Below are 22,909 nucleotides of genomic sequence, written 5' to 3' on the forward strand. Positions count from 1 at the left end.
CAATTCTTTTTTAATATTATATTTTTTTAAAATCAATTTCTAATTTATTTAAGGATTCTAAAATTTCATCATATTTCTTGTTTCTTTCTTTATTAATCTCTATTAAATCATTAAAAGAATTAGTTACAAAGTCATTGGATACATTTAAATTACTCATGACTTTTATATTATTATTTAAATTCTTTTTATTGTTAATAATTGATTTTTTAAACCCTATTAATGCTTTTATAGAATTATAAATATCTTCTTTATCGTCTTTTAGGACGGGTTCATTATAAAGTTTTGTGAAATAAGATCCAATATTTATTATATCTATTAAATTTTCAAATATTAAATGTGAATTTTCTTTTATCACACTGTATTCATTCATATTTACTTGAGCAATATCATTACATATTAACTCTATTTCATTAGGTGATGGTGAATCCTTTAAATGATTAATACTTTTAATTCTAACTTTATTTGATAGATTAATAGCATTTGTTAACTCATTAGTATATTTAGCATAATTTTCAACATTACTTTGTAAACTTTCACAAGCTTTATAATATTTCTTTTGAATTGGTAAATCTTCATTAATTATAAAAATATAATATTCCTCCCAGTATACATTTAATATACTTTATATTATTTTTAACATTTATACTTAAAAAAAAGGGATTATTATTTAACATAATTTGTTTTTAAAACATAAAAGTAATTATAGAAAAATGTTTATATCTTAGATATATAATTATTTAATTGAATAATAAAAATCTTAATTTATGAAAAAAAACTTTTAAAATTAAAAAACTTTTATATAAAACGAACTAAATATTTTCTCTTGATTCACTTCTTTATTTTAATAATATATTAAAATAATACCCCCTCTTAATTAAATAAAATATAAACGAGATGCCCCTAATATGAAAGTCAAATGCCAATTATTAGATGAAAATGATAATATAATACTTAATAAAAACATTAATAAAACTAGTTTACTAAAAGAAACTACTAACGTTATCGATAATTTAAAACCTTACCCTAATAAAAATTTCTTAGATAACTTTAATGAAATAGTTAATGTACTTATACCTTATAATAATTGTAAGGATTATGTTATACAATATTCTAACTTCAGTAAATCCTCATTTAATAATGGTATTAATGTTTATAATTTATTTAATAAATCTTTTTTTAAATTATGCCCCTTGATGAGGGAGTTAGGTTTTAAAGAAATCTTTGATGAGGTTTATAAAACAGGAAAGTCACGAAATATTAAACTCTTATACTATGGAGATAATTCATTATTATATGAATCTAATCAAAAAATTTTTAAACATGAAAATAACATTGTTATCATTTTTTATGTGGAATCTAAGTTTAAATTAATTGATGAAAATGAAATAGAATTATTATATAATGCACCTGATCCTTTAATGATTATTCAAAATCAAAAAATTGTAGAAGCAAATAGTGCAATTGAAAAGATTACAGGATACACACCTAATGAAATTATAGGTAAAGATTATTACTTTAATAATCCTCAATTTAAAAGAAACCCAACACCTCCAGAGATTTATAAAATTTATACAAAAATTATCAAAAAAGAAATGTTTAATTATACAGACATTTTAACTTTAAAACATAAAAATGGGCAAACTGTTTATGTTAAAGCTACAATGCAACTATCCCGTTTTAATGGAGAACCCGCAGCATTATTCTATGCATTTGATATAACCGAAGGAGTTAATCACCAAATTCGTGCAGAAAAATTAGATAATGCATTAAATATGGTTTCAGGTGTTAGTAAAATAGCATACATCTACTGGGATTGCCAAAATGGTTTTGAATGGAGTGATGAATTTTATAATATTATTGAAGAGAAAAAAGAAGACTGTGATTTAAAAGATGACGTAATACAACATTATATTATAAAAGAAGAATTTAATAGAGTTAATACTTTACTATTTAATGAGCTTAAGAAAACTCAAACTGGTTTAATTCGAACAAAAATAGAAACACAAAAAGGAATAAAAGATATAGAATTATACATTGATTGTAGAACTAATAAAGATGGTAAATTAGTCCAAGGTGTAGGATACTTACAAGATATTAGTGAGAAAGTTTGGGAGCAAAAAGAACTTAGAAATTTAAATAATGAAAAAGAAATCCTCCTAAAAGAAGTACATCATAGAGTTAAAAACAATTTACAAATAATATCCAGTTTATTAAACCTTAATATGCATTATAAACCAGATAAACCTAAAGAAATTTTAGAATCGACAAAAAATCGTATAAACAGTATGGCAACAGTTCATAAGAAGATTTATCAATCTAATGATAATGTTCATATAAATTTAAAAGAATATATTGAAGAAGAAGTAGAAAATATTTCAAAAAGAAATAAAAAACCAAATATAAATTTAGATTTTAATTTAGATGATGTAAAAGTAGGAATAGATAAAGCTATTCCATTAAGTTTAATAATTTCTGGAATAATTAATAATAGTTTTGCATATGCATTCCCAAGTAATGAAAAGGGTAATATTAAAATCAGCTTAGAAAAGACTTCTAAAGGGTTAATAAAATTATTAATAGCTGATAATGGAATAGGCTTACCAACAAATGTTAATATTGAAAACCCAAAAGATGTTGGTATAATATTAATAAAAAGTCTAACTGAACAAATTGAAGGATCAATAGAACTACTACCCCTACCCGGTACTGCATACGAGATAAACTTTACGGATTAAAAAAAGAAAGTGTTTAATTTCTTAATTTCCCCTTTTTTTTATAAAAAAATATTTAAGTTGAAGGCTCAGTGCCTTCGTTATAATAATCCAAATTCCTAATGTAATGCCGTACATAAATATAAAACGCAAAATTAGCAATTAAGTTACCAATAGGAATACCTAACCATGAACCAAATTCACTAAGGTACATTGTTAAACCTATTAAGACAATAATACCAATTAATTCTCTGAAAATTGCAAATAATGTTGCAAGTTTAGTATTACCTGTAGATTGTAAAGCTGCAATACTAACAACACCAAAAGGTAAAGTGAATAAAAGTAATGATGAAATAATCATACTCTTTGATAAGCTTTTAAGTGTAGCATCACTAAGATTTCCACCGAAAAATGTTGCTAACCAAGAATTATAAAAGAAAATTATTAAACATAAAACAATAGCTATAATAAGTCTAATAGAATTGCAAAATTACATATTTTTAATAAATTCTTCTTTTTAGCCCCATAGTTTATACTAACTATAGAAACTGTTAACATTTCAATAGCTAAGGAAGGTGCCATAAATAAGTTAATAATTCTAGATGTAATACCATAAGTATTTACAGGAGAATAAGTTCTAGCCATAACAGAAGTATTTTGATTTGAAAAATAAGATAAAGCCATTTGATGAGTACCATAAGACATTAAAACTTTATTAATTATGACTCCAGAAAAAGATACTGCTACATTAGTAATTAATGCAGGAATACTATTAAAAATTATATTTTTAAACATTTCCCAATTGAACTTAAAATCTTTCAATGTAAATGGGAATCTTTTATCTCCTTTAAATACAAGATAAGTGAGCAGGACCGCACAAACACAATTCCCTATTAAGGTAGCAGATGCTGCTCCAGCTAAACCTAAATTTAATCCCTGAATATTAAAAAATGGTACTTTATCAAATATAAGTATTGGATCTATTATTATGTTTAATAAAACACTACCAATAAGAGCTATACTTGTTTTTAATATACGACCTTTAGATCTTAAAACACCAAAGAAGATATTAGTTACAAAAATACCTATCATACCAATAGAAAATGAAACACCTCCATATTCTAATCCTAATTTCACAATTTCAGGACTTGCTCCTTGAAGGGTTAATATTTGTGGTAAAGTTAAATTAAATATTATATAAGTTATTAAAAAACTTAGGAATGTTAAAATAACAATATGTATTAAACTATTATTCACTTTCTTTTTATCATTTTCACCAATTGCTTTACCTATTACAGTAGCTGCACCTACACCTATTCCATTTGCTATACCATTAACTAATAAAACTAGTGGTGATAAAAAACTTAGTGCTTCAAAAGGTTGTGGCCCACAAAAAGAAACCCAATAAGAATCTGCTAGCATATTAGCAGAACATATTAGTAAGATAATTACTGTGGGTAAAAATAATTTAACATACGCCATTTTTGGATGATTTAACATCAAATCTATATCATCTGATTTTTGTTTATTAATTTAAATCACCCTTTTTTTTATAATAAATCTTTAATATAATTTAAGCTCTGTATAAAACTTATATTATTTGATATTTTATTTTTTCACTTAAAAATGTACCTAATGTTTTTTATTTTCCTTTAAATATTTTTAAAAAATTTTTACGAACTTTTCAGAGTTTACTCTTTAAATACAGATTAGTATGTTTAAAAGAACTTAACAGATATTAATAGTTAAATGGAAAAAAATATTAATATGTAAGTTAAAAAACATCTACACTAAGTAATGTTATGTTTCCAAGACAAATAAACATTTTGGATTGACCCAGTAAAAAAAACTATTAAAAAATTAATTAAACTACCAATTTAAAATTTTTCAACTTTAAAAAATTATTTAATTAATTAAAAATAAATAAGATATCATTGTATTAAAAAATTAAGGGGTAAAAAATGAAAAAATTAGTACTGCTCAATGAAGATAATACTAAGATAGGGGAAATCAAAGTTAATCCAAACATTAAAAAAAACAAGAAACCTTTAACAAAACTAGAAAAATTACCTTTCCAACCATTATTAGATAATAATATTTTAGGGGGAGGTGTTTTAACACCGTATAATGATGATTACATAATACGGAACTTAAGTAAAATAGTACCTTTAGTAACTACAGCAGAAGATAATATTAATGGACAATTATACTTCGAAACATTATTTCAAAAACCTTATGATGACTTTAAAAACATCTTTGATAGGGTTTACAATACTGGAAAAACAGAAAAAGTAAATTTAATGTTTTATGATGACGATAAATTAGTTATAACATTTATAGATACAATATTCAAATATCAAATAGTATAATTATTAGTATTAATTACGAAAACGAATTCGAAACACTATTCCAAAATGAAAATAAATTATTAAATGGTTCTAATAAAGCAATGGCATTTATTATAGACAATAAAATATATAAATGCAACCAAAGTTTTGCTGATTTATTCCAAACCCCAAAAGAAAAATTAATAAATTCCCCATACCCCAAAGATCAAGTAACACTTCAATCAACTAAACCAGAAAAATTTATTGAATTAACAAATAAAATTAAAAATAGGGAAAACTATAATTTTACTGATGAAGTAAAAATTTTACAAGAAGATGGAGAAAGATGGGCTATATTGAATATAATTCCAAAAACAATACATATCAATTAGGATTACATTTTACATTCATCGATATTACAAATTTAAAAGAAAAGGAATTAAATGCAATAAAGCTTCAAGATGATTTAGAATTTATACAAGAAAATATTTCAATAGCCATAGGAAGTTGTGAAGAAAATAAAATTACTTGGACATCTGAAATATATAAAATATTAGATATACCTCCAAATAAATTCCCTAAAAACACATTTTTAATAAAGCAATTTTTAATACCTAAAGATAAAATATTATGGGAATCTTACTTAAATTCTGAAGAAATAACAAGCTTCAATGACACATTACAAGTAATCACATATAAAAATAATAAGAAATATTTATCTATAAATGCTAAAACAAAATTTGATAATAATGGTAAAATAAAAAGCAAAACCGCATTTGTTCAAGACATTACTGAAATAGTAATTTATCAGAAGAGATTAGAAAAAACCACTACTGAATTATCACAAACATTAGAAGAAAAAAATATGCTTGTGAAAGAAGTTCATCATAGAGTTAAAAATAATTTACAAATTATTTTAAGTTTAATGAACCTTGAAAATTCATTTAATAAAAATGATCCAGAAAGTGTAATTGAATCAACTAGAAACAGAATAAACTTTATGGCAACTTTACATAAAAAAATTTATAAATCTGCAGATTTAGAAACTGTTAATATTGCAGATTACTTACCTGATATTGGTAGAAGTTTAATTAACTTATATTCTAATCCTATAGAATTTAATACATGTTTAGAAGATACCAAAATAGATTTAGATACTGCAATACCTTTAGGATTAATATTAACTGAATTTATAAATAACACAATAAAGTATGCATTTCCTAATGGAGAAAAAGGAACTTTCTATTTAAAATTCCATAAAATAAACAATATAGGTATAGTATCATTTATTGATGATGGAATAGGATTACCTAAAGATTTTGATTTAAATAATTTAGATAGTTTAGGATTTACCGTCATTAAAACATTAACCAAACAAATTAATGGAAAATTAGAAGAAATTAAAAATGTTAAAGGAACCTGTTTTGAAATTAAATTCCCATTAAAAAATGAAAAAAATAGAAAAAATTAAGATTTAATACTATTTAACATATCAGAAATATCATTTAAGTCATTTCCACCAATTAAAATGAAAGCATTATTAGAATGATATGTTCCCATATAATTATATCCTAGTTTACTAGAAACTGCATAAATAGTACAATTTGTATTTAAAGTTTTATTAGTTAATTTAGTGTAACTGCCTAAATTAGTAGTAACTTCTTTAATATTACTTGAAGCTTCAGGATTAGAAGCATTCAAACATGAAACCATAACATTTTTATTAGTATCTGTGTAAGTTTGTAAATAAGAATTATTAGAAGCATTTACTTGAGTTAAATTAATATCTGAAGGAATTTCCATTGTACAAGAACCTAAATTTATATTATTAGTGTCATCATTATTAGTTACAAATAAATAAACACCAGATACAAGAATTAATAATACAACAATCACAATTACCGCAGTTCTAATAATTTTCTTAGTTAATAATCTTTCTTCTTTAGATTCTTTAATTTTAGTTTGTATTTCATATATTGGTTTACCACATTCAGTACAAATACTTGCTCCTTCCTTATTTTCAGCACCACAGTGAGGGCATTTCAATTTTATTCCTCCGAAATTATTATAATTATAATTTAAATTTGTATTTTAAAAAAATGAAAATAATGACTAAATAGGATAATCATAAACCTCTGCTTCAATTGGTTGACTATCATGAGTATTTTGATATAATAAACCTGTTTTAGTCCCATAAGTTTTATAAGAACCATCACTATAATACACACGATTATAATCATTACCATTTATATTAACAGTACCTTGACTAGAAATACCAGAACTAGAAGATCCACTATTACTTGAAGAACTACTAGTATCAGAAGAACTAGAAGTAGTAGAATTTTGGATTGTTTTTACTTGTATACTATTGACCATTTCCACTAATTCATTTAAATCATCAGAAGCAACAACTATATAAATTCCAGTAGGATTATAAAGAGCAACATAACCATAACCACCATCAGTACTAATTTTATGAATAGTACAATTATTCACTTTAAGTTTATCATTATTCACAGTAGGGTAACTTTCAAAACTGGCTTTTATACCTGCAGCTCCAGCTGCATTAGATAAGGAATCTGTATAAATAAAGGTAGCCATTAAATGATTAGTACTATCAACAAAAGAACTTAAACCTGCAGTAGATGAATTATTAATGAAATTTGCATCATCTGGCACATTCATAGTGAAAGCCCCAAAATCCATAGACTTCATATTATTCTGACTAAAAGCAAAATAAGCACCTGCTGAAATTAAAATAACAGCTAAAACAATAATTAAACCAATGATAATATACTTTTTATTAAGATTTCCTAAATTATCCGAACTATTTATTTTCTTAATATTACTATTTAAACTAGCACCACATTTCCTACAAAATTTCGCACTATCTTCGTTCTCTTCTCCACAAGTCGAACAATAAATTGTCATTTTTCTTTTTTCCCCTCCATCATGAAAAAAAATTAAACCCTTTTTTATTTATAAACAAAAATTCATTTATAATTATATACAATTATTAAATTTAAAAAAAGTATTATTTAAAATTTTATAAATAAAAATTAATAAGAATAAAAATTTAAAAAATTTAGCTTTGATTAAATACTAAAAATGCTAATATGAACATAAGCAGACAAGCTAAAACAACTATTAAAGCAGCAATAATAAATTTTTTAGAATCACTTACCCCTTTATTATCATTAGTTTTTATATTATTTTTACTTAAATCAGCACCACACTCATGACAAAATTTCGCATTATCCCGGTTATCTTCTCCACATTCTGGGCAATAAACAGTCATAAATTCTCCTCTTACTACTTATTTATTAAAAATTTAAAAAATCATTACTTAATAGGGAATACTAATTTAAAACCAGCACCCTCACAATCTTCTTTAAATAATTCACCATTAATTTGAACTGTAAGATTATTAATAATAGTTAAACCTAAAGAAGGACTATTATAAATATTTAAATCTTCAGGTAATCCAATTCCATTATCTTTAAACTCTAAAATAGCTTCATCATCAACAACTTTTATACTAAAAAATATATTTTTTTCATTTTGACTAGCTGGAAAGGCATATTTAACACAATTAGTTACAAATTCATTAATTATTAAACTTAAAGGAGTTATATAATCAATTGAAAACTCTAAATCCTTATTAATATCATAATGAATAATAATTTTATTCTCCAGTTCATATAAACTTAAAATACTATGACAATAATCCTTAAAGAAATCTTCAACATTAATATGAGATAAATTTTCAGATTCATAAGTTTTTTGATGGATTAAAGCCATAGCTTCAATACGACTTTTAGTAGAATCTAAAATTGATTTTAAATCATTTTTATTATATCTTTCATCTAAACTAATTAAACTTAAAATTATTTGTAAATTATTCTTAACTCTATGATGAATTTCCTTTAAAAGCACTGTTTTATCATAATCTGCACATTCAAGTTTACGTTCACGTAAAACCGTTTCAGTTTCATCTAACATGTATGAAACAGATGAATTAGGAATTCCATTATCCCCCCAACTAATAATCTTATTAAAAATTAATAAATGCTTAATTTTATCATTTTTTAATTTAACTGTACAATGAAAATCTGATTCAGATAATTGATTATCACATAATTTATTTAAATACCTTTTAAAATTTATTTGATCTTTAGGTGTTAAAAAATTTAAAACATTATCTATATTACTGTGAATTTCAAATGGTTCTGTTTCAAGAATATTAAAAAATTCATCTGTGACAAAAAACCCTTTTTGAGAATCATAACTTAAAAGAGCAAATTTTTCATGAGATTCAACTAATTTTAAAGCTTTTCCCACTGTTAAAGATTTATCATAAATATTTTTATTTTTAGTATAATCAAAAATTTTAAATAATGCTGCATTTTGATTATTATAATGTATCGGAGCACCTGTAATATTATACCAATGAGTTTTTCCATTAGAATCATTAAATTCCATTAATTGTAATGTTTGGAAAATTTTATTCATTAATAATTGATTAGTTCTTTCATTAAAATATTCCATTGAATAATCTAAAGGGTGAAGATGAACCTTTTCAAAGTCATAAGCTTTTTTTGAAAAATTAACTCTTGAAATTTCTATCATTTCTAAAAATTTATCATTGACTTTGACAAATTTATTATCTTGATAAATAGCTAAACCATATGGTGAATTTTCAAATATGCTCATAGTTTCACTAAGTTGAGTTAAAACTAAATCAGTATCATCTTTAACTAAAATAAAAGCAAGACCTCCCGAAATTATAATATTACAATCATAATGTTTAAATAAAAGATTATCATCAGTATGTCCTTTTATTTGGAAGTTTATTGGTGTTTTTTTCTTAAAAGATTCTTGTAATAAATTTAAAATAGAATTATTTACAAAAATGGGAAATACTTCTGAAAAGAGACAACCTTTAATTTCTTCTTCATCTGTTATTTTACAATGATTTTTAATTACATTGCTTAAATGTTGAACAATGAAATCTTCCCCATTTTTGTAAGGGATGAAAATATTTACATCATAATCTACTAATTTTAAAACATCTTCATAAATAAAATTTGGAACTGTTTTAATTTTGTTTGAAGGGGTGTAAAAATCTGTGGATTTTTCAATTTTTTGTTTTGCGATATAATTTCCATCACTATCTAAAACTTCAAAAATCATATTTTTAGAACCCTCCTAAAATTATATTATCTTTATAATAGTTCTATACGTCCTTCATTATTAGTTGCTTCTTCTTTGCCAATCATGTAATCAATAACATCAGTTATACGTTTACTAGTCTTTTTACTAGTTGATTTGAAACCAAAATTATTTGCTACTTTTTTAACTAATTTCTTGGTTTCTACAGATTGTTGAAGTTTAAGAACTAATAAAACATTTTCTTTAATTTCTGCATCACTAATAAAGTCAATATTAGGTTTCACTCTTTTTCTAACTAATACAATGTTACTTCCATTATAGAATAAGAAATCACCTTCACGTTTAATGAATCCCTCATCTTCAGAGTATTTTAATGCTAAATTAATAGCATCCTTAAATTTTGTTCCTGCTCTTTTAAGGTTACAAGATTCACGTAGACGTAAAATTAATGTATCAATATGAATTGGACTTTCTTGTTTAATAATATCATCAATGTCAATTGAAACATCTTTTATTGGTCTTTCATATAAATCTGCAGGTTTAGTGATTTTAATATTATTTGCTTCTTCATAGGAAACAACATAATCTTCCATATTATTTATTTTTCTTGAAATCTTTCTATCATCATAAGATTTAAGAACATTATTTAATTGTTTTTCTTTTTTAGTGATATCATCATTTATATTACTAATAATTGTATCTAAATTATCATCCACAGGTGTTTTATAATCTTCTTGCACTTCTTCATCATTTTCAGCATGTGCAGGTGTTATAGATTTATCTTCTTCTTCAGTACGATCTATAACATAAACATCATCAATCTCTGTTGGATTTTCAATTTCTTTTAATGAAGCATCAATATATTTAAGTTCATTTTTCATTTCATTTAAGGATTGAGTTAAAGCTTTTAATGAATATTTATCTTTAGGTTTATTATCCACATAATCTTCACGGTGCACAGTATTTTTACGTAATGGATTATTTAAATCAGTAGCAGGATCATAGTAACCATCATTTTCATAATCATCATAAAAATCTGAATCTTCAACTTCTTTTAAATCTTCTTCACTATGTTCTGGAGTGATTACATCATCCCAACTATTTTTATCTTCTTTTGTTGGAGTGACTTTATGGATAGATTCATCTCCATGAATTGAACCTTTAGCTATTTCTTCTATGTTTTCTTCTTCATCTGGAGTGATTACATCAATATTTGAAATGTCAGCTTCGTCAGGATTAACTGTAATTATATCTGGAGAGTTTAATGAATCAATAACCTCTTGATTAATATCCTCTTCAATTTCAGGGATGTTCACTTTCTTTCTGAATTTTACTTTTGATTTAGAAGGTTTTTCCGTGTTTTCAATAGTATTGTGAAATTTAACCTTTGAATTATCTTTATTAGATTCATCTTCATTTAAAGAACTTTCTTCAGATGAATTTTGATTGGTTGATATTTCTTCATCAATTGGTTCTTCAACATTTATATTTTCATCTCTTTTAGATCCACCAGTTAATTTTTCATTAATATTGTTGGTTAATTTAGATATGAAAGAATGTTTTTGTTTTTCATCAGTTATACTATCACCGACTTCATTATCTTTTATAATTTCATCAGAAATTTGTTTTTTATTTTTAAATTTTAATTTTTTATTAGTTTCAAATTTTTCTTCAGTGCTTTTATTATCAGTTATATTATTAATGTTTATATCTTTAGATATATTATTATTTATATGATTTTGTGAAATACTTAAATTTTTATCTTCAAATTCTTGTTTTGGAATGTTATTATTATTTGTTTGATTTATTTTATTATCTGTTATTATTGGAGTAGATTCTTCTTCATATAATAGGTCACTTATTATTGGAGTGCTTTTTTCTGAATCTGGAATATTTTTATTTACCTTTGAATTTGACTCTTTATCCTCAGTTTCTTGTGTTTGATTAATATTTTCAGATTCTGAAGGTTCACTAACTAAATTTTCCAACTCTTCATCAATAATATTACTCTCAGATTCTTCAATAGATGGATTAATAACAATGTTTTCATCTGTTTCTTTTTCATTTGATTCATCATCATTTTGATCTGCTGGAGTATAAGTTGTAACTGGAACAATTTTCATAGATTCATAAGCATTTAACTCACTAAGAATTTCATTTTTAACAGTTTCTCTTTGATTTAACTCAACAGATTCTAATAATCTTTTACGTGACAAATCTCGATTACGATACCAATCTGTACTCCATAAATGATAAATATTCCAACCTAATCCTTGTAATAGTTGATCACGTAAACGATCACGATCTGTAGCAACTTTACTAGAAGCATAAATTTTACCATCAGTTTCTATACCTAAAATATAACGACCTGGATTATTAGCATCTACAACCGCTAAATCAACTCTAAATCCTGCACATCCAACTTGTTTATCAACAGTATACCCATTTTCAACAAGGAAATTATAAACAGCATCTTCAAATGGTTCTTTAATTTCATTATTTCCTTTTCTAGGTCCATAATTAAGATTTTCAGCATATTCTAAAAAGTCTTTTAAAGCTTTAACACCAAAAGGAGGATTAGCTGCTAAATGCATATTCTGTGCCTTAAAATTACTAAAAACTATACATTTTTCCCGAGCTCTAGTAATTAAAACATTAAGTCGACGTTCCCCTCCTTCTTGATTTAAAGGACCAAAATTAAGACTCATTTTACCTTCTTTATCAAAACCATAACCTACACTAATTATGATAACATCACGTTCATCTCCTTGTATAGTTTCTAAATTCTTAACAAAGAAACGTTCATCACGTTTTTCATTAAATAAAGGTTCTAATTCGGGATGATATTTACGTTGAATTTCTAATTCTTCTATAATAGCATTTCTTTGGGATACACTAAAAGTACCTACACCTAAAGATTTAGTATCCCCATATCTCTGGAAATGTTTAAATATTTCTTCAACAACAAGTTTAGCTTCCCCTAAATTACTACTAGAATTACCTCTATCATAATAAGTAGAACTATCATAATGGAATTTTAATCCAAGCTCAGAATCATTATGACTAGGTGAAGGATATACTAATAAATTATTATCATAGAATTCTTCATTACTCACTGCAATTAAAGATTCATGTCTACTTCGGTAATGCCATTTTAACATTTTGACAGGGAATGAAAGTTTACATAAATGAAGAATACTTTCCATGTCCAAAGCAGTAGCAACTTCTTCTTCACTATCTGCATCAGTCATCTGATCAAAAAAGCTTGTAGGTGGTAATTGTTGAGTATCACCCATAACAACAGCAGTATCAGCACGCATAAATGCACCTAAAGCATCCTCAGGTTTTACTTGACTTGCTTCATCAAAAATAACAACATCAAATTCTAATTTTTCATTAGTAGGATCTAAATACTGAGCAATACTTAAAGGACTCATCATAAAACATGGTTTAATCTTTTTAATAGTTCCCCCAGCTTTTTCAAGTAATGTTCTAACAGGCAAATGTCCACTTTTACGTGTGAATTCTCCAGCTAATACTTGTGATTCCTCATCATCAGCAGCTCCAAAAATTTGAGGGATTTTATTATTTAACTTATTATATATTCGTTTACGATTTAATTTAATCATTTCACGATCTAAATCCCTAAATTCACTAATACGATTTTCATGTAATTCTCCAATAAATGTTGATAGAGTAGGATTTTCACTGAAAACAATATTTAATAAACTATCTGCAAAATTACCTAAAACTAATGGTTTAACATCGTATTTACCTATTTTACGTTTTTCAATAGTATCTACAAAAATTTTAGCATTAGTTTGTTGACATTTATTTTTAATACTTAAATATTGACTCCATAAATGTAAACTAGATAATTGACCTTTCCATTCACTTAATTGATTACTCCATTCACTAAATAACACATCAGCTTTATCTTTTTTAAATAATAGTTGACTTCTAGGATTTAATTTATTTTCTAAACGATTTAAACTTTTAACAAATACATCCCCAGCTGTAAGATAACTTTGAACATTTTCTAATGCATTAAGTTCATACAAATCATTTTTTAAAATCTCAATAGTTTTTTCTGAAAAAGTACCATTTGCAAGCAAATCATTAAATTCACGCATCCACTTTTCAACAACATAATAATTATTAAAAGGTTCTTTCACATCCCATAATTTACCAAAATATCGTTTACCTGCTTCTTCATAATTATCAATAACTCTTTTAGCATTAAAATATTTTTTAAGGCGAGTTAAATCACGTAAAGCAATCTTATCAGAAGGAACTTCACCGTTATAAATATTTTTTAACTGACTTTTAAAAGTATTACCACCAAAGAAATGGAATTTTTTCTGATTAGATTTTTCAATTTCAGAAATAAGAGAATCTAAATCTATTAATAAAACATTATCATTAAATTTTTCCATAATTCTAACAGTATCTTGATAATCTTTAACATGCTGAATTAACTCTGAAGCTTTACGAGGAGAAGAAATCCATTCAAAATTGCCAATAATCTCAGGATCAATTAATTCAGTATTTCGAGTATCTAAAACTTTTAAAGCTTCAATACTATATTTATACTCCTTCAAAGTATTAGGAACCTTAATACCATAAATATCATTAACACTACCAGCTTCTACCATGAAATTGTCAAGACTATCTAAAGTATCATCTATTAAAAATTCGATTTCACGTAAATCTTGAGGAAGTAAACTTTTAGGATTAGTTAAATTCCATGGGTTATCCTTAGTTATAGTGCTACGTAATTCGGCTAAACTTTCTAATATAGTTATGATTTCATCTAAGTCTTTCATAGTCAAATTTTCACTATTAGAAAATCTAACTAAAGGCAATAAACGACCTTTTTTACTATAATAATCATCTGCAGATTCTTTAATACCGTATAATTGAAAAGGACTTAATTTAACTTCATATAATGGTTGATGAATAATATCAGCATATTCATCTAATTGAGAACGTAACTTCTCTAATTTTCGAATTGTTCTATCAATATCTAAATTAGATTTTGAATGAACATTAACACTTCTTTCAAGATCCTTTAACATTTTTTTACGACGAGCCTTATGAGAATGTAATTCTAAAACAAATTTACCTAAACCCACATTCTCCATACGAGTTTTAACAACTTCTAAAGCCGCCATTTTCTCACTAACAAAAAGAACTGTTTTATCTTCAGCTAATAATTCCGCAATAAGATTTACAATAGTTTGAGATTTACCAGTACCTGGAGGACCTTCAACAACTAAATTATGTCCAGCTTTAACATTTTCAATAGCTGCAATTTGAGAAGAATCTGCATCCAAAACATTATACATATCTTTATAATCTAATTTAGAATCAACATCTTCTTCAGTGAAAGTATCATCATAAACATTTTGACTAGGATCAAAAATTGATTCAATTAATGAATACCTATCCCTAATTTCACTATTTTTAAATGCATCAGGATCTAAATCTTCATACATTAAAAATTTAGTGAAACTGAAAAAACCTAATGCAACATTGTCTAAAATTTCCCAATTTTTCTGACTACGTACAGCATCTTTTACTTTACGAAGGTAATGTTCAACCCCTTCAACATAATTTGTTTGTTTAAACTCTGGTAATTCTATACCATCTTCTAACAGTTTAGCTTTTAAAGAAATGTTAGTTTTAATCTCTTCCCCAGTCCAATCAATTGTGAAACTTTTCCCTACCTTTTTACGTTCCATTTCTACAGGTATAAGAATTAAAGGTGCTAAATTATTTTGTTTAGGTTTATGACCATCTTGCCATTTAAGAAAACCTACTGCAATATAAAGGATATTATAACCTTGTTCTTGCAACATAGTTTTAGCTTGTTGATTAATATAAAAAAGTCTTTTCTGCAATTCTGAAGGGGATAAATCTGCTTTTAATGTTCTATCTCCATCTTTAAAAATACTTAAATCTAATGATGGATGTTCCCAAATATTTCGTAAACGTGACTTATCTTCTTCCTTTTTATTTGGTGAAAAAGTCATTGTATAATCTTGCAATACTAATGTTTGATAAATGTTAGTTGGTGATTGATTAGTAATTGTTAATGTTTTAGATCTAGGTTTAAAATTTAATAATTGGTTACGTAATGTTAAATCTAATAAGTTTTTCCTTAGATTATAAAATTCCTTTGCAATTTTTTTTGAAGAATATGCCATGTTTACACCAAATATAAAAGTAATATACTATTTATCAAACTTAATATATTAAAATTTATATTTAATTTTAATAATTAATAAATTTAATCTTTTAATAATTTCAATTAAGTATTATAATTAAATTAGAAAGTTTTTATAAATGATTTAAATGTTTTTACAAAATTTTCACTATAATAATTTAATTTAACAACAGAAAATTAAATAAACAATAAAATTTAATGTAAAGATTTAAATAAAAAGTTTTACATAATAATTACAATAAACTATAACTAACGAACTAATTCAAAAAGGAAGTATTAAATATCTATGATAAATGATGCAGAAAAAAATAGTATTAAAGAATATTTTAAGGATAATTTAAACATAGATAATTTAGAATTTGAGATAATAAAAAATAATAAATTCATCAATTTATATAGTGATGAAATTAATTTAAACGATGTGCAACCAAGTATTGATGATTTAAGATTCATTGAAAAAACATTAAATGCTGAATTTCAAGGAATAAAAAATACTTCAGGTAAATTCTATTTTAATTTTAAATTTAAAGAATAACTAATTTTCTATTTTTTCAAATTATATATAATGAAATGAAGATTTTAATTAGAATCTTTAAAAAATATTATCCTTTTCTTTTCTTAAAAACTAAAAATTTAATCTTAAAAAATAATATTAATTTAAATCTAATTTTAAAAATTTTTTAAAAAAAAGTTTAATAGAATAAAATAAAAATTTTATTCTATAAATTATTTAATGCAGCTACAATAAGTTCAATTGTTTTTTCAACATCATCCATGCTAGCTACACTAACTGGAGTATGAATATAACGTGTTGGTACACTTAAAACACCAGTTGGAATTCCTTCACGAGCTAAATGAATAGCTGTACCATCAGTAGTTCCACCATCACTAACTTCTAATTGATAATCAATACCTTCTTTGTCCCCTGCACCAATAAGCATGTCACGAATAACTTTAGGTGTCATAATTCCTCTACCTGAAGCATCAATTAGAACAATTGCAGGACCTTTACCCATTTTACAAGGAGCTTCTTCTGGTTTAATACCTGGATGATCTCCAGATAAAGTAGTATCAAGTGCAAATGCATAATCTGGATTTAATTTAAAAGCTGCAACTTTAGCTCCTTTTAAACCAACTTCTTCTTGAACGGTTCCTACACCATAAACTGTTGCTTTAGTATCAACACGTTTAAGAACTTCCATCATTACATAGCATCCTAAACGATTATCTAAAGCTTTACCCATAACACAATTATTAGGGAATTCTTCAAACCAACTATTAAATGTTATAGGATCACCTATTGAAACCATTTTTAAAGCTTCTTTTTTATCTTTAGCTCCAATATCAATAAACATATCATCATATTTAACTACTTTGTTACGTTCAGAAGGTTTAGTAACATGAGGAGGTTTAGAACCGATAACACCTAAATGTTCACCATCATCAGAATGAATAGTTACAGTTTGATTCATTAACATTTGATCATTAATTCCACCTATAGTAGCAAAACGGATAAAACCATCATCATCAATAAATTTAACCATTAAACCAATTTCATCCATATGAGATGCTAACATTACAGTAGGAGCACTTTTTTTACCTTTTTTAGTGCAAATAACATTCCCCATATCATCGGTTTCGATTTTATCAACGGAACCTTTTAATTCACGTCTAATGATATTTTCTATATTAGTTTCAAAACCAGAAATACCTGGAGTTGTACTTAATTCTTTAACTAAATCAATATTAGATTTCAAAATAATATCCTCCTAAAATTCTTTCTTATAATATTATAAAATATTTATTTATTAAGTTTTCTATTTTTTAAAGCTTTAAAACCTACAGGTACTGTTGAATATTTAGTACCACTTGCAGCTACAACATCTTGAATACGGCCTGTAACAAAACTTTTAGGTTTCCATGCTTGATCTTCATCTTGACCTACAAGGAAAACTTCATCTACTAATTTATTCTCTAATAAATAAACTAGAATACTTGTAACTGCTCCCCCATCTTGACCTTCAATAGCTTCTGCAGTAACACTCATTATATCTATATAATTACCTAATGGTTTTTCATCCATATCTAATGGAACTACAGTATCACTTAAGTAGGTTCTAGGGCAGGCATAATAACATGCATGACAATCTTCACGACATTTACCATATTTTTGTGGTTTTCTATCATTAATTTCTACAATGTCTTCAGGACAAACATATTCACATGCACCACAAAGTACACATCCACCAACACTTATAACATCAGCTTCTAAATTATTGAATTGACATAAATCAGCTTCTTTTTCAAATTCTTCATCATCAATTACTCGTTGACTTAAAACTTGGCGACCGACACTTTCACGTTCTTCAACAATCTTTGAATTATCTTTAATTTTTTTATTAGATAATCGTGTTAATAGTTTTAATCCTTTTTCTGATAATGGTTTAGATTTAAGGTAACCATTTTCAATACAATCATCTATGATTTTTTTACCAGTTTCATTTCGAACAATAACAGTACTCCATCCTTCTTCAGAGCCTACTGAACCTACACTTATATCTGAATTGTTTGCTGTGAAATCTGTGCAAATATTACAATTTTTTCGAGTAAATGGTCTTGTTTTTATGATTGGTGTAGAAAATTCATCACCATATATGAGTTTTGCTTTAAATTGACCTTTATCAATACGGAATTCTTTTACTTCATTCATATCTATATTATTTTCTGCTAAGAATTCTTTTAAGTAAGCATATGAAAAGTTTTCTGTACAAAATAAACCTATTTTTACAGTGATTGGTGATCCACCAGTTTTATCAGAGTATTTGTTTATTTTTGTTGCAGCTATTGCTTGACATGGTGTTCCAACCATTGCTATTTTTTCTTCAGGCATAGTAATTGTCACCTCTAAATTATTTTTAATTTTTTTAAATTTTTTTGATAAATATTTTATTTTTTAACCATTTTATAAAAAAAGATTCATTATAATATTATATTAAATTTTTTATATAATAAAGTTTATGAAGATTTTAATAATTGTCATAGACAGTTTTATATTCTTTTAAATGGTTTATATTTATCAGTTCTAAAGGATTATCTTCTTCTATGCCATAAAATTCATACCCATCTGCAAATATTTTACGCAATATTGGGTTTAGGTTATCATTTTCTGTTTTTAAGTATTTAATTAATTCTAACCTATTTGCTGCAAATGGCATTCCTAATCCTTCAGGTGAATTTAATTTACCTTTTTCCCTACGTCTTAATATAGAAATAGTATGTTTAGGGTCTTTAGATTGAAGAATATGATTTATAATGTTGTTATATGTTTTTGTTGTAACTGTAGGTTGGTCACCTGTTGTACATAAAACAATTTCAGAATTAGTATTTTTTAGACCATTAAGTAATGATACTGATAAACCTACATCTCGTGGTTTGTTTTCTATGATTTTTAATCTATCATCAGCAATATCATTAATTGATTTTAGTATTTCTTCATTATAATAACCAAGTACTAGAATTATTTGGTCTACTTTACAGGATAATGTATGGTTTAATGTTTCACTTATTACATTTGTTAATGTTCCATCATGTTTTTTTAGAGGAAGTGTTAACTTATTTTTTAAAGGAACATTAGATAATAACTGGTCTGCTCTCATACGAGAATTTTTACCAGCAGCAGTAACAATAACTGAAACATTTACCATAACTATTAAAATCCTATAATTAAAATTTTATTTAAATAATTTTTTAACTTAATCTCCAGAGGTTTCCACAGCAATACTAGTTGAATTAGTATCATTAACAGTTACATTGTTTGGAATGAGTTCTTGAGCGGAACAACAAATTTTCATATCTGTTCCATCCCCTTCAGTCCACATTGTAATTTTAATTGGATAATCTAAAGGATTTGTAACTTTAATACCTGTTGCTGGATTATAACCGAATAATACAGCATCTTCATCAGAAGCCATACCTACAGGTAACGGAGCCCCAATTGACATAACAGTAGAACGTAATGTTCTAGCTGGAGGACATACTCCATGTGTAGCTGTACCAGATTCAGCATCAGGTTCAACTACTGAACTAAAACTAACATCAGAACGACCAGAACCTTGTGAATTAGCCGGAATTATAGTATTATTCCAAGCTTTAACAAACTGTTTAGCATTTAATGCACGATTAGCATCATTATATTGTGGGTGACTACCAAGATAAGTGTAAGAATTAGTTACTTCATGATAAGTACTATTCGGAGTAGTATAAATCATTACAGTATCTCCACCACCATGAACATTTGAATAATTATATGCTGCAGGTATTTTTTTAACTTCTTCAGGAGTCATGAAAGCTCTTCCATCACTTAAATCCCCAATACCATATTCAAGATTATATTTAGCTCCAACTTGAGCATAACTATACCAAGATTTAATTTGATCAACACTACTGAAATCATGAGGTAAAGTATCATTACTCATATCATTTTCATTAACATGCTTAACTGTTTCACCAGTTAAATTATTAACAATATCTACACCATCATCAGTTTTTACAGCTTGAGTATAAGGTTCATTATATCCCCATACAAAATCATCAGGAGAATGAACAACAATAGAATTATTTTCAATAGCAACATAACCTGGACCATCAAAATTTGATACACTACCAGTATCAGTAACATTACCTTTAACTACATCTTCTGTAGGCATTGGTACAGTTCCTGAAGCAAAGGAATAAGCCGCTCCCAATAAATCTAAATTAACAATTCTATCAACTAAATATTGGATATTAATAGCTACAGGGTATCTATTTATATTATTTTCATCAATTATTGCATCTCCACTATAAACAGTGGATCCATTTTCAACTTTTAGTAAATTACTAACATCACCTGTGCTTAAAGAGTTTGTATGGGCAAAACTAAATGGTGTTAATATTAGACAGATAAGTAAAAGTCCTAAACATATCTTAAACGCATTCTTTTTCCATAGTCCTTTTAAACTAATTTTATTCACTTCCTTATTATTTAATAATTATTTTAAATTAAAATGATTTATTTATTGATTCAATTATTTCTTCTAAACGTATTTGTATTTGTATTATTGCATCTTGACCATTTCCACCAATAAAGATAGCATCTTCAAAACTAAATTCTGCTACAAATGCTACAATTTCATCTAAATTATTTGCGATTTCAATTCGCCCATTATAATTTAAAGATTGTAATCTCATTTTAGCATAATCGATTGTATCTTCTAATCCAGGGAATAATACTATGACTTCAGGATTATGATTAACTACTTCATTTAATATATCTAAACGATCCTCTTCATTAACTCTTGGTGTTCCAATAAATATAGCATGAAAATCTTTTTCTTCTAATATACTATGTATTGCACTACTATTATCAGATTTACCAATAAAAATATCACAATCATTTAAATGTAATACTTTTAATCTTCCTTCCACAGGTTGAAAGTTTTCTAAAGTATCTTTTATGATTGGTTCATCTATTCCTAATTTTTTAGATATTGCTGAAGCTAATCCAGCATCTAATTTATTGAAGTTACCGAATAATTGTAAAGGATATTCAGTTTCTTTAAAATAGTTAGTTTCACGAGCTGAAGATTCTAATTCATCTTTAAAATCCTGATATTTACTTATAAATACTTCTTTTCCTTTAAAGAAATTTTTAACAGTATTTTTATAATTTTCAATACTTTTATGCACATTCATATGGTCATTACCAATATTTGTTAAACCAACAATATCAAAGTCAAAACAGTAATTACAAAAATTTAATGTCATGTCACATACTTCTATTAACATTACATCATAATCTCCTTTTTCTGCTTCAAGAATTAAATCATAGTAACCTTCAAATCCTCCACCACCATTTCCACCTATTAATACATTATATCCTGCTTTTTCTAGAATTTTATGTATCATAGTTACAGTTGTGGTTTTGCCATTTGTTCCAGTTATTCCTATAGTGAATATTTCTCTATGTTTAGTCAATACATCACATAGGAGTTTTCCTTGTTTTTGATATTTGTTTGCTAGTTCTGTACCGAACATGCTTGGACTAATTGCTACAGCATCACAGTTATCTATTTCTTCGGGATTAGTAAATCCTAAATCTATCATAGCATTTTCTATTATAAAACTTAAACGTTTTTCTTTAGATAATAGGTTAATATCCGCAACAGGTAAGTTCATGTTTTCTAAATTTAACTTTGTTGATAAATCAGATGCATAAACATCCCAATTATTACGTAATAATGACTCAAAGGCTTTTTTTCCTTCTACTCCTAAACCGATTACTGCTGCTCTCAAATTAATCCCTTTAATAATAATTTTATAATCTTTAATTTCTAATATTATGGTATTCATTATTCTAAAAAAAAATTTTATTTTAATCAAATGTTTAAATTATTAATAACTTTATTAAATTAAATATTAATTTAAATTAA

General features: G+C 25.6%; 18 protein-coding genes. 5 read left to right on the top strand and 13 right to left on the bottom strand.

Annotation, left to right across the window (positions count from 1 at the left end; all coding sequences use genetic code 11):
- Positions 1–16 precede the first annotated feature (16 nt).
- Positions 17–370 carry a hypothetical protein gene (locus ACA135_RS04285; protein ID WP_409197534.1) on the bottom strand — a complete coding sequence of 118 codons (354 nt, stop codon included), beginning with the start codon at positions 368–370 and terminating at the stop codon, positions 17–19.
- A gap of 535 nt (positions 371–905) precedes the next feature.
- Here ACA135_RS04285 and ACA135_RS04290 point away from each other — a divergent pair.
- Entirely contained in the window at positions 906–2,735 is a 1,830-nt protein-coding gene (locus tag ACA135_RS04290; protein WP_409197535.1) for a histidine kinase dimerization/phosphoacceptor domain -containing protein, read from the top strand.
- Between the two features lie 52 nt (positions 2,736–2,787).
- Here ACA135_RS04290 and ACA135_RS04295 read toward each other — a convergent pair whose 3' ends face one another.
- Together ACA135_RS04295 and ACA135_RS04300 are read right to left on the bottom strand one after the other, a co-directional pair.
- Positions 2,788–3,072 (bottom strand): hypothetical protein, encoded by a 285-nt coding sequence (locus tag ACA135_RS04295; RefSeq protein WP_409197536.1) that lies wholly within the window; start codon positions 3,070–3,072, stop codon positions 2,788–2,790.
- Positions 3,073–3,173: 101 nt separating this feature from the next.
- Positions 3,174–4,211 carry an MATE family efflux transporter gene (locus ACA135_RS04300; protein WP_409197537.1) on the bottom strand — a complete coding sequence of 346 codons (1,038 nt, stop codon included), beginning with the start codon at positions 4,209–4,211 and terminating at the stop codon, positions 3,174–3,176.
- A 461-nt stretch (positions 4,212–4,672) separates the two neighbouring features.
- Between ACA135_RS04300 and ACA135_RS04305 the strand changes: the two genes are divergently transcribed.
- The 3 genes from ACA135_RS04305 (at position 4,673) to ACA135_RS04315 (ending at position 6,509) form a co-directional block, all read left to right on the top strand.
- Entirely contained in the window at positions 4,673–5,080 is a 408-nt protein-coding gene (locus ACA135_RS04305) for a hypothetical protein (RefSeq protein WP_409197538.1), read from the top strand.
- A gap of 80 nt (positions 5,081–5,160) precedes the next feature.
- The gene (locus ACA135_RS04310) at positions 5,161–5,430 is read left to right on the top strand and encodes a hypothetical protein (protein WP_409197539.1); all 270 of its coding nucleotides are present in this window, start codon (positions 5,161–5,163) and stop codon (positions 5,428–5,430) included.
- Positions 5,385–6,509: a sensor histidine kinase gene (locus tag ACA135_RS04315; protein ID WP_409197540.1), complete on the top strand. Its 1,125-nt coding sequence runs from the start codon at positions 5,385–5,387 to the stop codon at positions 6,507–6,509. The genes ACA135_RS04310 and ACA135_RS04315 overlap by 46 nt, the downstream gene beginning before the upstream one ends.
- On the opposite strand, the gene ACA135_RS04320 is transcribed toward ACA135_RS04315, so the two are convergent.
- The 5 genes from ACA135_RS04320 to ACA135_RS04340 all read right to left on the bottom strand — a co-directional run bounded on the left by ACA135_RS04320 (position 6,506) and on the right by ACA135_RS04340 (position 16,419).
- The gene (locus tag ACA135_RS04320) at positions 6,506–7,084 is read right to left on the bottom strand and encodes a zinc ribbon domain-containing protein (protein ID WP_409197541.1); all 579 of its coding nucleotides are present in this window, start codon (positions 7,082–7,084) and stop codon (positions 6,506–6,508) included. The genes ACA135_RS04315 and ACA135_RS04320 overlap by 4 nt on opposite strands.
- A 66-nt stretch (positions 7,085–7,150) precedes the next feature.
- Positions 7,151–7,969 (bottom strand): zinc-ribbon domain-containing protein, encoded by an 819-nt coding sequence (locus tag ACA135_RS04325; RefSeq protein WP_409197542.1) that lies wholly within the window; start codon positions 7,967–7,969, stop codon positions 7,151–7,153.
- A 154-nt stretch (positions 7,970–8,123) separates the two neighbouring features.
- Entirely contained in the window at positions 8,124–8,336 is a 213-nt protein-coding gene (locus ACA135_RS04330; protein WP_409197543.1) for a zinc-ribbon domain-containing protein, read from the bottom strand.
- Positions 8,337–8,380: 44 nt separating this feature from the next.
- A complete protein-coding gene (locus ACA135_RS04335; RefSeq protein ID WP_409197544.1) occupies positions 8,381–10,231 on the bottom strand; it encodes a histidine kinase dimerization/phosphoacceptor domain -containing protein in 1,851 nt (616 codons plus the stop codon).
- 32 nt (positions 10,232–10,263) lie between these two features.
- Entirely contained in the window at positions 10,264–16,419 is a 6,156-nt protein-coding gene (locus tag ACA135_RS04340; RefSeq protein WP_409197545.1) for a DUF3320 domain-containing protein, read from the bottom strand.
- A 306-nt stretch (positions 16,420–16,725) separates the two neighbouring features.
- Here ACA135_RS04340 and ACA135_RS04345 point away from each other — a divergent pair, with 306 nt between their 5' ends.
- Positions 16,726–16,974 carry a hypothetical protein gene (locus tag ACA135_RS04345; protein WP_409197546.1) on the top strand — a complete coding sequence of 83 codons (249 nt, stop codon included), beginning with the start codon at positions 16,726–16,728 and terminating at the stop codon, positions 16,972–16,974.
- A 184-nt stretch (positions 16,975–17,158) separates the two neighbouring features.
- Here ACA135_RS04345 and ACA135_RS04350 read toward each other — a convergent pair whose 3' ends face one another.
- The 5 genes from ACA135_RS04350 to ACA135_RS04370 form a co-directional block, all read right to left on the bottom strand.
- Positions 17,159–18,196, bottom strand: coding sequence for a M42 family metallopeptidase (locus ACA135_RS04350; protein WP_409197547.1), 1,038 nt, complete (start codon positions 18,194–18,196; stop codon positions 17,159–17,161).
- Positions 18,197–18,240: 44 nt separating this feature from the next.
- Positions 18,241–19,329 (bottom strand): Coenzyme F420 hydrogenase/dehydrogenase, beta subunit C-terminal domain, encoded by a 1,089-nt coding sequence (locus tag ACA135_RS04355; RefSeq protein WP_409197548.1) that lies wholly within the window; start codon positions 19,327–19,329, stop codon positions 18,241–18,243.
- Between the two features lie 136 nt (positions 19,330–19,465).
- Positions 19,466–20,143 carry an NTP transferase domain-containing protein gene (locus tag ACA135_RS04360; protein ID WP_409197549.1) on the bottom strand — a complete coding sequence of 226 codons (678 nt, stop codon included), beginning with the start codon at positions 20,141–20,143 and terminating at the stop codon, positions 19,466–19,468.
- A 48-nt stretch (positions 20,144–20,191) separates the two neighbouring features.
- Complete coding sequence (locus tag ACA135_RS04365) at positions 20,192–21,451, bottom strand: hypothetical protein (RefSeq protein WP_409197550.1); 1,260 nt, start codon at positions 21,449–21,451, stop codon at positions 20,192–20,194.
- A 28-nt stretch (positions 21,452–21,479) separates the two neighbouring features.
- On the bottom strand, positions 21,480–22,772 hold the full coding sequence (locus ACA135_RS04370; protein WP_409197551.1) for a Mur ligase family protein: 1,293 nt from the start codon (positions 22,770–22,772) through the stop codon (positions 21,480–21,482).
- Positions 22,773–22,909 lie beyond the last annotated feature (137 nt).

Source organism: Methanobrevibacter acididurans (genome assembly GCF_046197875.1).
Lineage (GTDB): Archaea > Methanobacteriota > Methanobacteria > Methanobacteriales > Methanobacteriaceae > Methanobrevibacter_A > Methanobrevibacter_A acididurans.